Below are 12,101 nucleotides of genomic sequence, written 5' to 3'. Positions count from 1 at the left end.
CCTGATTAGGAGAATCATCATGGCTTTCGAATTGCCGCCGCTGCCCTACGCACACGATGCCCTGCAGCCGCACATCTCCAAGGAAACCTTGGAATACCACCACGACAAGCACCACAACACCTATGTCGTGAACCTGAACAACCTGGTGCCTGGCACCGAGTTCGAAGGCAAGACCCTGGAAGAAATCGTCAAGTCTTCCTCGGGCGGCATCTTCAACAACGCCGCTCAGGTCTGGAACCACACCTTCTACTGGAACTGCCTGGCGCCAAACGCCGGCGGCCAACCAACCGGCGCACTGGCTGAGGCCATCAACGCCGCGTTCGGTTCGTTCGACAAGTTCAAGGAAGAGTTCACCAAGACGTCCGTCGGCACCTTCGGTTCCGGTTGGGGCTGGCTGGTGAAAAAGGCTGACGGTTCCCTGGCCCTGGCCAGCACCATCGGCGCCGGCAACCCGCTGACCAGCGGCGACACCCCACTGCTGACCTGCGACGTATGGGAACACGCCTACTACATCGACTACCGCAACGTGCGTCCAAAGTATGTGGAAGCGTTCTGGAACCTGGTCAACTGGAAGTTCGTGGCTGAGCAGTTCGAAGGCAAGACCTTCACTGCCTAAGCAGCGCGTTCAGTAAAGAGAGCCCGGCGATTGCCGGGCTTTTTTGTGCTCGCCAGGCAGACCGCCCGGAAATAGCGGAACTCAACAGTAACAATTCACCACACAAACGCCAGGAGGAATAAACCTCCTGGTTCTAATTAAATGTGGAGAATAACGATGGATCCTATTTCGATGGCAGCAGGGGTTGCAGGTGCGATCCCAATGGTCGCGGGTGTTGTTGATAAAGGGCTGGATCTGGCAAACGGTGCAATGAATGCCGGAAACAAAGTCCTGGACATGGCAAGCAAAGTCCTGGACATGGCCGGTGAAAGCTCCAAGATCGGTGGGGAAGCGCCAAAGCCCCAGGGTAAAATCGATTTTTCTTAAATCGTCACCCACTCGAAGGCGGACCTCCTCCGCCTTCTCCGCTGCAGGGCTTTGAGCCCCCTGATCTTTCCTGCGTTTATCCGGCCAAAACCTCAATTAAGCTGCGGCCCCAATGTCCCTTTGACTGCCATCCTCAGATTGCCAATACTCATGGCATATTGACGGCCACCCGCATGAGACAAGGAATGCCCCTTTGAAGCTGGAACTCAAAAACAGCTTGTCGGTGAAGTTGCTACGGGTTGTGCTGCTGTCGGCCTTGATCGTCGGCGTGGCGTTGAGCGTGGCGCAGATTGTTTTTGATGCCTACAAGACGCGCCAGGCTGTGGCTGGCGATGCGCAACGTATCCTCGACATGTTTCGCGACCCCTCGACCCAGGCCGTCTACAGCCTGGACCGCGAGATGGGTATGCAAGTGATCGAAGGGTTGTTCCAGGACGACGCCGTGCGCATGGCCTCCATCGGTCATCCCAACGAGACCATGCTGGCGGAAAAAAGCCGTGCGTTGCAGCAATCCCCCAGCCGCTGGCTGACCGACCTGATTCTCGGCCAGGAACGCTCCTTTACCACCGCATTGGTCGGCAAAGGCCCCTACAGCGAATATTACGGCGACCTCAGTATCACCCTGGATACCGCCACCTATGGCAGAGGTTTTCTGGTCAGCTCGGTCATCATCTTTATCTCGGGCGTATTGCGCGCCCTGGCCATGGGGCTGGTGCTGTACCTGGTGTATCACTGGATGCTGACCAAACCGCTGTCACGGATTATCCAGCACCTGACCTCGATCAACCCGGACCGCCCCAGCGCACACAAGATCCCTCAGCTCAAGGGCCACGAACGCAACGAACTGGGGCAGTGGATAAACACCGCCAACCAGTTGCTCGAATCCATCGAGCGCAATACCCACCTGCGCCACGAGGCCGAATCCAGCCTGTTGCGCATGGCTCAATATGACTTCCTGACCGGCCTGCCCAACCGCCAGAAGCTGCAGGAACAGCTGGACAAGATCCTCACTGACGCCGGCCGCAGGCAGCGCCGGGTGGCGGTGTTGTGCGTTGGGCTGGATGATTTCAAGAGCGTCAACGAACAATTCACCTACCAGGCCGGCGACAAACTGCTACTGGCCCTGGCCGATCGCCTGCGCGCCCACAGCGGACGCCTCGGCACGCTTGCCCGCTTGGGAGGCGACCAGTTCGCCCTGGTGCAGGCCGATATCGACCAGCCTTACGAAGCCGCCGAACTGGCGCAAAGCATTTTGGATGACCTGGAGGCGGAGTTCGCACTTGAGCATGACCTGATCAGGCTGCGTGCCACCATCGGCATCACGCTGTTCCCTGAAGATGGCGACAGCACCGAGAAGTTGCTGCAAAAAGCCGAGCAGACCATGACCCTGGCCAAGAGCCGCTCGCGCAACCGCTATCAGTTCTACATCGCCAGCGTCGACAGCGAAATGCGCCGGCGCCGCGAATTGGAAAAGGACCTGCGCGATGCGCTGAGCCGCGACCAGTTCCACCTGGTGTACCAGCCGCAAATCAGCTACCGCGACCATCGCGTAGTCGGCGTAGAGGCCCTGTTGCGCTGGCAACACCCGGAACACGGCCTGGTACCGCCGGATCTGTTTATTCCGCTGGCGGAACAGAACGGCACCATCATCCCGATCGGCGAATGGGTGCTGGACCAGGCGTGCCGGCAACTGCGCGAATGGCATGATCAGGGCTTCACCACGCTGCGCATCGCCGTCAACCTGTCCACCGTGCAACTGCACCACACCGAGTTGCCGAGGGTGGTCAACAACCTGATGCAGATCTATCGCTTGCCGCCCCGCAGCCTGGAACTGGAAGTGACCGAGACCGGCCTGATGGAAGACATCAGCACCGCCGCCCAGCACCTGCTGAGCCTGCGTCGCTCCGGGGCGCTGATCGCCATTGATGACTTCGGCACCGGTTATTCATCCCTGAGCTACCTGAAAAGCTTGCCGCTGGACAAGATCAAGATCGACAAAAGCTTCGTCCAGGACCTGCAGGATGATGACGATGACGCAACGATCGTGCGCGCCATTATCCAACTGGGCAAAAGCCTGGGTATGCAGGTGATTGCCGAAGGCGTGGAGACCGCCGAACAAGAGGCGTACATCATCTCCGAAGGCTGCCATGAGGGTCAGGGTTATCACTACAGCAAACCGCTGCAGGCGCGGGAGCTGGCGGCTTATTTGAAGCAGTCCGAGCGTAATAACGCGGTGAGTCTGTGAATTAACCAACCAATACCAAATATTTCCCGCGTATAAGCCTTTACACAAAATGCAAATCTTTCGCATTATGTCGCAGCTTTTGCGCTCCCCGCGCGCCCTATTCACACTCGAAGCAGGATGTTCGCCATGATTCGTATGCCCCTGGCCACCGCCAGTCTGCTGGCCATTGCCATTTCTCTCGCCGGTTGTGGCGAAGGTAAAGACAAGGCCGCCGCGCCTCAAGCACCCGCCGCCGCCAGCACAACCGCACCGGCTGCCGGCCAGGTCGACGAAGCAGCCGCCAAGGCGGTTGTCGCGCACTACGCAGACATGGTGTTTGCGGTATACAGCGATGCCGAATCCACCGCGAAAACCCTGCAGACAGCGGTCGACACCTTCCTCGCCAACCCGAACGACGAAACCCTGAAAGCGGCCCGTACCGCCTGGATCGCCGCGCGCGTCCCGTACCTGCAAAGTGAAGTGTTCCGCTTCGGCAACACCATCATCGACGACTGGGAAGGTCAAGTGAACGCCTGGCCCCTGGACGAAGGCTTGATCGACTACGTCGACAAGTCCTACGAGCACGCCCTGGGTAACCCGGGCGCCAACGCGAACATCATTGCCAACAGCGAGATCCAGGTCGGCGAAGACAAGATCGACGTCAAGGAAATCACCCCGGAAAAACTCGCCAGCCTCAATGAGCTGGGCGGTTCCGAGGCGAACGTTGCCACCGGCTACCACGCCATCGAATTCCTGCTCTGGGGCCAGGACCTCAACGGCACCGGCCCAGGCGCGGGCAACCGTCCGGCCTCGGACTACCTGACGGGTGACGGTGCCACCGGCGGTCACAATGAGCGCCGCCGCACTTACCTGCGCGCAGTGACTCAACTGCTGGTCAGCGACCTGGAAGAAATGGTCGGCAACTGGAAACCCAACGTCGAAGACAACTACCGCGCCACCCTGGAGTCGGATCCGGCTACCGACGGCCTGCGTAAAATGCTGTTCGGCATGGGCAGCCTGTCTTTGGGCGAGCTGGCCGGCGAGCGCATGAAGGTGTCCCTGGAAGCCAATTCGCCGGAAGACGAACATGATTGCTTCAGCGATAACACCCACAACTCGCAGTTCTACGACGCCAAGGGCATCCGCAACGTTTATCTGGGTGAATACACCCGCGTTGACGGCACCAAGCTGACCGGCGCCAGCCTGTCGTCCCTGGTGGCCAAGGCCGATCCGGCTGCCGATGCCGCCCTCAAGGCGGACCTGGCGGCAACCGAAGCGAAGATCCAGGTCATGGTCGACCGCGCCAACGCCGGCGAGCACTACGACCAGTTGATCGCCGCAGGCAACGACAAGGGCAACCAGATCGTACGCGACGCGATTGCCGCCCTGGTCAAGCAGACCGGTTCGATCGAGGCCGCTGCCGGCAAGCTGGGCATCAGTGACCTGAACCCGGACAGCGCTGATCACGAGTTCTGATCCCTGCGGTACTGAAAAAGGCGACCTTGTGGGAGGGGCGGTGCGACGGTTCGACTTGCTCCCGATAGCGGTGGATCAGCAGATACATTCTGCGCTGATCAGCTGCTATCGGGAGCAAGTCCCTCCCACATTTTGCTCCGGGTAACCTCAAGCACTCTGGTTTACATGCCCAGCACCGTCGGTAGAATGGCGCCTCTGCCCAATCACCCGAGCGAACTTCATGGCGTTGCCGACCCTACGTATCATCGGTTTCATCATCGGCATCTTCCTGATCACCCTTGCCGTCGCCATGGTCATCCCGATGGCCACCCTGGTGATCTTCGAACGCACCAGCGACCTGCCCTCATTCCTGTGGGCCAGCCTGATCACCTTTATCGCCGGGTTGGCCCTGGTCATCCCCGGTCGCCCGGAGCATGTGCACTTGCGCCCCCGGGACATGTACCTGCTGACCGTCAGCAGTTGGGTGGTGGTGTGCATCTTCGCCGCCCTGCCCTTTTTGCTGACCCAGCACATCAGCTACACCGACTCGTTCTTTGAAAGCATGTCCGGCATCACCGCCACCGGCTCCACCGTGCTGAGCGGCCTGGACAGCATGTCGCCGGGCATCCTGATGTGGCGTTCGCTGCTGCACTGGCTCGGCGGTATCGGCTTTATCGGCATGGCGGTGGCGATCCTGCCGCTGCTGCGTATTGGTGGTATGCGCCTGTTCCAGACCGAATCCTCGGACCGCTCGGAAAAGGTCATGCCCCGCTCGCACATGGTGGCGCGGCTGATCGTGGCGGCGTATGTGGGCATCACCATCCTCGGCAGCCTGGCATTCTGGTGGGCCGGAATGGGTTTGTTCGATGCGATCAACCACGCAATGTCGGCGATTTCCACCGGCGGGTTCTCCACCTCGGATGAGTCCCTCGCGCACTGGAAACAACCGGCCGTGCACTGGGTCGCGGTGGTGGTGATGATCCTCGGCAGCTTGCCGTTCGCCCTGTATGTGGCCACGTTGCGCGGCAACCGTCGAGCGCTGATCAAGGACCAGCAGGTGCAAGGCTTGCTCGGCCTATTGCTCGTGACCTGGCTGGTGCTCGGCACCTGGTACTGGTGGACCACCGACCTGCATTGGCTCGATGCCTTGCGCCATGTGGCGCTGAATGTGACTTCGGTAATGACGACCACCGGATTTGCACTGGGGGACTACAGCCTGTGGGGCAACTTCTCACTGATGCTGTTCTTTTACCTGGGCTTTATCGGCGGCTGCTCGGGCTCCACGGCCGGCGGCATCAAGATCTTCCGTTTCCAGGTCGCCTATATCCTGCTCAAGGCCAACTTGAACCAGTTGATCCACCCACGTGCGGTGATCAAGCAAAAGTACAACGGTCATCGCCTCGACGAAGAAATTGTGCGGTCGATCCTGACCTTTTCATTTTTCTTTGCCATTACCATCTGCACCATCGCCCTGGCCTTGTCACTGCTGGGCGTGGACTGGATGACCGCGCTGACCGGTGCCGCCAGCACCGTGTCCGGCGTCGGCCCGGGCCTGGGTGAAACCATCGGCCCGGCCGGCAACTTCGCCACCCTGCCGGATGCAGCCAAGTGGATTCTGTCGCTGGGTATGCTGCTGGGTCGACTGGAGATCATTACCGTGTTTGTGCTGTGTATTCCGGCATTTTGGCGCCACTGACCGACGACATTTCCTGCAGCCGTGCCCGGTACTCGCCGGGCGTGGCATTGAACCAGCGGCGAAACGCGCGGAAGAAGTTGCTCGGGTCGGCGAACCCCAGCAGGTAGGCAATTTCCAGCAAGGTCATGTTTGGCTGCGCCAGGTATTGCTCGGCCAGCTCGCGGCGGGTGTCATCGAGCAAGGCCTGGAAACTGGTGCCCTCCTCCTGCAAACGTCTTTGCAAGGTACGTTGGGACAGATGCAGTGTCTGGGCCACCGCTTCGCGCTTGGGCTCCCCCTGGGGCAGCAGGCGGCACAACACCTGTCGCGCGTTGTGGGTGACGCGACTTTCGGAGAAACGCGCCAGGTATTCACCGGCAAAACGATCGTGCAATAGCGCCATGGCCTCGTTGGCCGTGGGCAGCGGTGCATCCATGTCGGCTTGCTCGAAGATCAGCGCGTCATAGGGCGCATTGAATTGCAGCGGCGCATGGAAGGCCTGTTTGTACGGCGCCAGGTCCGCTGGTTGATCGCCCTGCAGCAGCACTTTGCGCGGTTGCAGGGTGCGCCCGGTAAGCCAGCCGCACAGCGCCAGCGCACTGGCCAGCGAGGCTTCGGCGCTTTGCCGGGTCGGCGGCAGATGATCGCCATGCACTGTCAAAATCAACGCATAGCCTTCGGGTAAGAGTCGGAAGCTCAAGTCGGCGCTTTCGGCGATGATGCGCTGGTAGCGCACCAATCGCATAAAGCCTTCAGCCAGAGTGTTGCTGGACATCAGTGCATAACCGGCAACATGGAACGAGGCCGGCCGCACCACCTTGCCCATGTTCAAGCCAATCGCCGGGTTGCCTGACACCTCCACCGCCCGCTGCCACAGGCGGGTCATGGAATCCTGGGGAAAACGCGCGTCCGGGTCACTGAGGGCGGCATAGTCCAGGCCCAGTTGCTTGAACAACGCACGGCAATCCAGGCCGTCCATTTCCAACGCCTTGACTATCCCCATCGCCCAGCTTGCAGAAGTTGTTCGTTCGCTCATGGCGTCTTCTTATTGAAAGCAGGCTCAAACGGCAGCCAGGAAGCCAAGGATACTAAAGTGGCATCTATTGTCACTGGCTGATACCACTGATCACTCTAGACTCAAATAAGCTCCCCGCCGAACACCTGTTGGGCGGCACAACAACCAGAGGGCCGGCCACCGTGGAAAACACCAGGAAATTCAACAGCTTTGCCGAGTTTTACCCGTACTACCTGAGCGAACATGGCAACAGCACCTGCCGGCGCTTGCATTTCATCGGCACCACCCTGGTGATCGGTATCCTCGCGTACGCCATAGGCCGGGGGTCACTGCTCCTGTTGCTGGCCTTGCCAATCGCTGGCTACACCTTTGCCTGGATTGGCCACTTCTTTTTCGAAAAGAACCGTCCGGCGACCTTTCAGCACCCGTTCTATAGCTTGCTGGGGGATTTCGTGATGTACCGCGACATGATCCTGGGCAAGGTACCGTTCTAGGGTGTGACCTCATGTCACTTGCGTCGCAAGCATGAAAAATTATGCATCCGCCGAGATAAAAGTCTTTTTGTCATTTACGGTGCTGTATCCTGCCAAAGCTTTTTGAGAGCGCGCAATCACCTGCGATTGAAAACAGACCTTGCGAGGAGCGACGACGATGCACGAGATACCTAATCTCCCCTTCCCAAGCCTGCACCCAACCGAGCAGCCAACACCGCAGCAGGCCAGCAACAAGCAGCCTGCGACCAAAGAAGCAAAACCAGTCGACAGCAAACGCCAAGACTGACGCCGTACCAGACCGTGTGGAAAGCGCACCTTTGAGCGCTTTCCACACTGCCTGAATCATTCGAGACGCTCATCATGACCACAACCCTTCCCGATACGCCGGACGCCGCCGTGCTCGACGCTGCCTTGCAGATGGTCGAAGTCTGGAACCGCCTCAGTGCCGACAAGCAAGCGGCACTGCTCAAGCGCTTCGGCACCCAGGAAAACGCCCTGGCAGCCCTGGTGACGACTCAATTGCTGGCTCCCGCCCACGCCTGATGCATCTTTGCTCCGAGGTTTTACATTTTTGCCGCCCTGCCCGGCCTGCGCGCCGGTATCATTAGCAGCCTATCTTTACCTGCTGCGACAGTGGACCTCTCCCATGCCAGATACCCAGCGACCCATGGCCGTCACGCTGCAAGTCGTTTCCATCGTGCTGTTTACCTTTATCGGCTACCTGAATATCGGCATCCCCCTGGCTGTATTGCCGGGCTACGTGCATAGCCAATTGGGCTATGGCGCCGTGATCGCCGGGCTGGTCATCAGCGTGCAATACCTGGCGACCCTGTTGAGCCGCCCCTATGCCGGCAAGATTATCGACAACCTGGGCAGCAAGCGCGCCGTGCTGATTGGCCTGGTGGGCTGCGGTTCAAGTGGCGTGTTCATGTTGCTGGCGGCGTGGTTTTCCAGCCTGCCGGCAGTGAGCCTGGGCAGCCTGTTGATCGGTCGACTGGTGCTGGGCAGCGCCGAAAGCCTGGTGGGTTCAGGCGCGATCGGCTGGGGCATCGGCCGCGTCGGCGCGGCGAACACCGCCAAAGTCATCTCCTGGAACGGTATCGCCAGCTACGGCGCGCTGGCGGTCGGCGCACCATTGGGGGTGCTGTTGGTCAGCCGGTTCGGGCTGTGGAGCATGGGCGTGAGCATCATTCTGCTCGCCGTGCTGGGCGTGTTGTTGGCCTGGAAAAAACAAGCCGCGCCGATTGTACCCGGCGTACGTCTGCCGTTCATGAATGTGCTGGGCCGCGTGTTGCCACACGGTTGCGCGCTGGCGCTGGGCTCCATCGGCTTTGGCACCATCGCCACCTTTATCACCCTGTATTACACCACCCAGCACTGGGATAACGCGGTGTGGGCCTTGAGCCTGTTCGGCGCCAGTTTTATCGGCGCACGCTTGCTGTTTGGCAATTTGATCAACCGCATTGGCGGCTTTCGCGTCGCGATTGCCTGCCTGTCGGTGGAAGTCCTCGGCCTGCTGTTGCTGTGGCTGGCGCCGGATGCCCAACTGGCGCTGGCTGGCGCGGCGTTGAGCGGCTTCGGCTTTTCTCTGGTATTTCCGGCGCTGGGCGTGGAGGCGGTCAACCTGGTGCCCGCCTCCAGCCGTGGCTCGGCGGTAGGCGCCTATTCGCTGTTTATCGACTTGTCCCTGGGCATCACCGGGCCACTGGCGGGCGCCGTGGCAGCAGGTTTCGGCTTTGCATCGATCTTCCTGTTCGCCGCCCTCGCCGCCGCCGCCGGTTTGCTGCTGAGTCTGTACCTGTACCGCCAGGCACCCAAGGCCCGGGAAACACGCGATGCCTAGAAGTCGACCTTGCCTCGCCCGGCCTTGATGCTGCCGCGCTTGGTCTTGGACTCCAGGCGGCGCTTCTTGGACCCCAGGGTGGGCTTGGTCGGACGGCGCTTTTTCTCGACCTTGGTGGCGCTCTGGATCAATTCCACCAGGCGCTCCAACGCATCGGCACGATTCTGCTCCTGGGTACGGTATTGCTGGGCCTTGAGCACCAGCACACCTTCGCTGGTAATACGGCTGTCGCGTAGCGCCAGCAAGCGTTCCTTGTAGAACTCCGGTAATGAAGACGCCGGAATATCAAACCGCAGGTGCACTGCGCTCGACACCTTGTTGACGTTCTGACCACCGGCACCCTGGGCGCGAATCGCGGTCAGCTCGATCTCGGCATCGGGCAGCTGTACGTTATTGGAAATCACCAGCATGAGTTACACGGTCCTCCGGAAGAAGCCCTAGGATACGCGAATGCACCTTGGCCATCCCCTCAAACAACAAACCCGGCACAAGGCCGGGTCTGCTTAACAACATTGACGCTTACTTCACCGCAGGGACCGCCATATCCACGGACTGCTGCGCCCGCTTGTTCTTGATCCAGTAACACACCCCCATGAACGCCACCCACACCGGGATCGCGTACACCGAGCGGTCAATGCCCGGAATCATCAACATGGTGCCCAGGATAAACACCACGAACGCCACACAGATAATGTTGCCATACGGATACCACAGCGCCTTGAACAGCGGCACCTGGCCGGTGCGATTCATGTGCTGGCGGAACTTGAAGTGCGAGAAGCTGATCATCGCCCAGTTGATCACCAGCGTGGCCACCACCAGCGACATCAGCAGTTCCAGCGCGTTATGGGGCATCAGGTAGTTCATCAGCACCGCCACCAGGGTGATCGCCGCCGAGGCCAGGATCGAGCGCACCGGCACGCCACGCTTGTCGATCTTCGCCAGGGCCTTGGGCGCGTCGCCCTGTTCGGCCATGCCCAGCAACATACGGCTATTGCAGTAGGTGCCGCTGTTGTACACCGACAGCGCCGCCGTCAGCACCACGAAGTTGAGGATATGCGCGGCGGTATTGCTGCCCAGCATCGAGAACACCTGCACGAACGGGCTGCCACTGTAGGCATCGCCGGAGGCGTTGAGGGTCGCCAGCAGACTGTCCCACGGCGTCAACGACAACAGCACCACCAGGGCACCGATGTAGAAAATCAGGATGCGGTAGATCACCTGATTGATCGCCTTGGGGATCACGGTGCGTGGTTGATTGGCTTCGGCGGCGGTAAAACCAAGCATTTCCAGGCCGCCGAACGAGAACATGATGATCGCCATGGCCATCACCAACCCGCCAACACCATGGGGGAAAAACCCGCCGTGGTCCCACAGGTTGCTCACCGAGGCTTGCGGGCCGCCGCTGCCACTGACCAGCAGGTAGCTGCCCAAGGCAATCATGCCGACAATTGCCACCACCTTGATGATGGCAAACCAGAACTCGGCTTCACCGAAGACCTTGACGTTGGCCAGGTTGATCACGTTGATCAGCACGAAGAAAGCCGCCGCAGACACCCAGGTCGGGATCTCCGGCCACCAGTAGTGCACGTATTTGCCGACAGCGGTCAGCTCCGACATACCCACCAGAATGTAAAGAATCCAGCAGTTCCAGCCCGACAGAAAGCCGGCGAAACCGCCCCAGTATTTGTGGGCAAAATGGCTGAACGAACCGGCTACCGGCTCTTCGACGATCATCTCGCCGAGCTGGCGCATGATCATGAAGGCGATAAAGCCGCAGATGGCATAGCCCAAGATCATCGACGGGCCGGCGGATTTGAGCACCCCGGCCGAGCCCAGGAACAGGCCGGTACCGATGGCGCCACCGAGGGCGATCAACTGGATATGCCGATTTTTCAGGCCGCGTTTCAGCTCGCCTGAGGAGGAATGGGTTCCACTCATGAAAGGGGTCTCACGCAAGGTTTGAGGAGGTGAATGCAGGTTGCTGCCTTGAATTACCGACTCAAGCAGCGCCGCTCAAACCCCGGCGCAGGCACCAGGAGTACAGCGTCTTTCTAACGGTCATGCGTCACCTGTTTGTTTTTATCTGTGACGAAATCGAACCCGTCCGGCTCGTGGCCAGGCGGAGTGATCAGGGGGATCGAACCCTGAGGTCTTGGCCTTTTGCGTGGGTACGCAAGGGGAGTCACAGTAAAACGCGGCGCATTGTACACCGCTCGACAGCTTCGGCACGCCCCAACAGAGTGCACGCGACAAACTGTCAGCTAATCCTTACAGCTACGGGTCGCTCAAGACTCTCGGGGCAAATTCGTAAACTTATCGTTACGATACGGAAATACTGCGTTACAGCCAGGTTTTACGACCAGCCAACGGAAAATTGTCAGTGGGGATTTTCTGAATAAACGGTTCAGCTAAT

General features: G+C 59.9%; 11 protein-coding genes. 8 read left to right on the top strand and 3 right to left on the bottom strand.

The window, feature by feature from the left end:
* Positions 1-19 precede the first annotated feature (19 nt).
* The 5 genes from E4P00_RS05005 (at position 20) to E4P00_RS04985 (ending at position 6,357) form a co-directional block, all read left to right on the top strand.
* Positions 20-616 carry a Fe-Mn family superoxide dismutase gene (locus tag E4P00_RS05005; RefSeq protein WP_003212997.1) on the top strand — a complete coding sequence of 199 codons (597 nt, stop codon included), beginning with the start codon at positions 20-22 and terminating at the stop codon, positions 614-616.
* Between the two features lie 156 nt (positions 617-772).
* The gene (locus E4P00_RS05000; RefSeq protein ID WP_143508477.1) at positions 773-982 is read left to right on the top strand and encodes a hypothetical protein; all 210 of its coding nucleotides are present in this window, start codon (positions 773-775) and stop codon (positions 980-982) included.
* Between the two features lie 193 nt (positions 983-1,175).
* Complete coding sequence (locus E4P00_RS04995; RefSeq protein ID WP_078822163.1) at positions 1,176-3,227, top strand: GGDEF domain-containing phosphodiesterase; 2,052 nt, start codon at positions 1,176-1,178, stop codon at positions 3,225-3,227.
* Between the two features lie 126 nt (positions 3,228-3,353).
* Entirely contained in the window at positions 3,354-4,682 is a 1,329-nt protein-coding gene (locus E4P00_RS04990) for an imelysin family protein (RefSeq protein WP_078822164.1), read from the top strand.
* Positions 4,683-4,902: 220 nt separating this feature from the next.
* Positions 4,903-6,357, top strand: coding sequence for a TrkH family potassium uptake protein (locus E4P00_RS04985; protein ID WP_032879741.1), 1,455 nt, complete (start codon positions 4,903-4,905; stop codon positions 6,355-6,357).
* On the opposite strand, the gene E4P00_RS04980 is transcribed toward E4P00_RS04985, so the two are convergent.
* Complete coding sequence (locus E4P00_RS04980) at positions 6,314-7,372, bottom strand: AraC family transcriptional regulator (RefSeq protein WP_032879739.1); 1,059 nt, start codon at positions 7,370-7,372, stop codon at positions 6,314-6,316. The two genes, E4P00_RS04985 and E4P00_RS04980, sit on opposite strands and share 44 nt — an antisense overlap.
* Positions 7,373-7,533: 161 nt before the next feature.
* Here E4P00_RS04980 and E4P00_RS04975 point away from each other — a divergent pair, with 161 nt between their 5' ends.
* The 3 genes from E4P00_RS04975 to E4P00_RS04965 all read left to right on the top strand — a co-directional run bounded on the left by E4P00_RS04975 (position 7,534) and on the right by E4P00_RS04965 (position 9,688).
* The gene (locus E4P00_RS04975) at positions 7,534-7,845 is read left to right on the top strand and encodes a DUF962 domain-containing protein (protein WP_005790802.1); all 312 of its coding nucleotides are present in this window, start codon (positions 7,534-7,536) and stop codon (positions 7,843-7,845) included.
* Positions 7,846-8,205: 360 nt separating this feature from the next.
* Complete coding sequence (locus tag E4P00_RS04970; RefSeq protein ID WP_005790805.1) at positions 8,206-8,388, top strand: hypothetical protein; 183 nt, start codon at positions 8,206-8,208, stop codon at positions 8,386-8,388.
* A gap of 103 nt (positions 8,389-8,491) precedes the next feature.
* Complete coding sequence (locus tag E4P00_RS04965) at positions 8,492-9,688, top strand: MFS transporter (RefSeq protein WP_005790807.1); 1,197 nt, start codon at positions 8,492-8,494, stop codon at positions 9,686-9,688.
* Here E4P00_RS04965 and arfB read toward each other — a convergent pair.
* The gene (arfB, locus tag E4P00_RS04960; protein ID WP_003193787.1) at positions 9,685-10,098 is read right to left on the bottom strand and encodes an alternative ribosome rescue aminoacyl-tRNA hydrolase ArfB; all 414 of its coding nucleotides are present in this window, start codon (positions 10,096-10,098) and stop codon (positions 9,685-9,687) included. The genes E4P00_RS04965 and arfB overlap by 4 nt on opposite strands.
* A 109-nt stretch (positions 10,099-10,207) precedes the next feature.
* Positions 10,208-11,626, bottom strand: a complete 1,419-nt coding sequence (locus E4P00_RS04955) for an amino acid permease (RefSeq protein ID WP_248130836.1) — start codon at positions 11,624-11,626, stop codon at positions 10,208-10,210.
* Positions 11,627-12,101: the final 475 nt, after the last annotated feature.

The organism is Pseudomonas sp. B329 (assembly GCF_023127835.1).
Lineage (GTDB): Bacteria > Pseudomonadota > Gammaproteobacteria > Pseudomonadales > Pseudomonadaceae > Aquipseudomonas > Aquipseudomonas synxantha_A.
Note: the sequence above shows the minus strand (reverse complement) of the source record. Positions and strands in the feature narration are given on the sequence as shown.

What these genes read in the sequence shown, in the direction of transcription:
- E4P00_RS05005 (WP_003212997.1), top strand. Translation starts at nt 20, where the DNA reads ATGGCTTTCGAATTGCCGCCGCTGCCCTACGCACACGATGCCCTGCAG.
- E4P00_RS05000 (WP_143508477.1), top strand. Translation starts at nt 773, where the DNA reads ATGGATCCTATTTCGATGGCAGCAGGGGTTGCAGGTGCGATCCCAATG.
- E4P00_RS04990 (WP_078822164.1), top strand. Translation starts at nt 3,354, where the DNA reads ATGATTCGTATGCCCCTGGCCACCGCCAGTCTGCTGGCCATTGCCATT.
- E4P00_RS04985 (WP_032879741.1), top strand. Translation starts at nt 4,903, where the DNA reads ATGGCGTTGCCGACCCTACGTATCATCGGTTTCATCATCGGCATCTTC.
- E4P00_RS04980 (WP_032879739.1), bottom strand. Translation starts at nt 7,372, where the DNA reads ATGAGCGAACGAACAACTTCTGCAAGCTGGGCGATGGGGATAGTCAAG.
- E4P00_RS04970 (WP_005790805.1), top strand. Translation starts at nt 8,206, where the DNA reads ATGACCACAACCCTTCCCGATACGCCGGACGCCGCCGTGCTCGACGCT.
- E4P00_RS04965 (WP_005790807.1), top strand. Translation starts at nt 8,492, where the DNA reads ATGCCAGATACCCAGCGACCCATGGCCGTCACGCTGCAAGTCGTTTCC.
- arfB (WP_003193787.1), bottom strand. Translation starts at nt 10,098, where the DNA reads ATGCTGGTGATTTCCAATAACGTACAGCTGCCCGATGCCGAGATCGAG.
- E4P00_RS04955 (WP_248130836.1), bottom strand. Translation starts at nt 11,626, where the DNA reads ATGAGTGGAACCCATTCCTCCTCAGGCGAGCTGAAACGCGGCCTGAAA.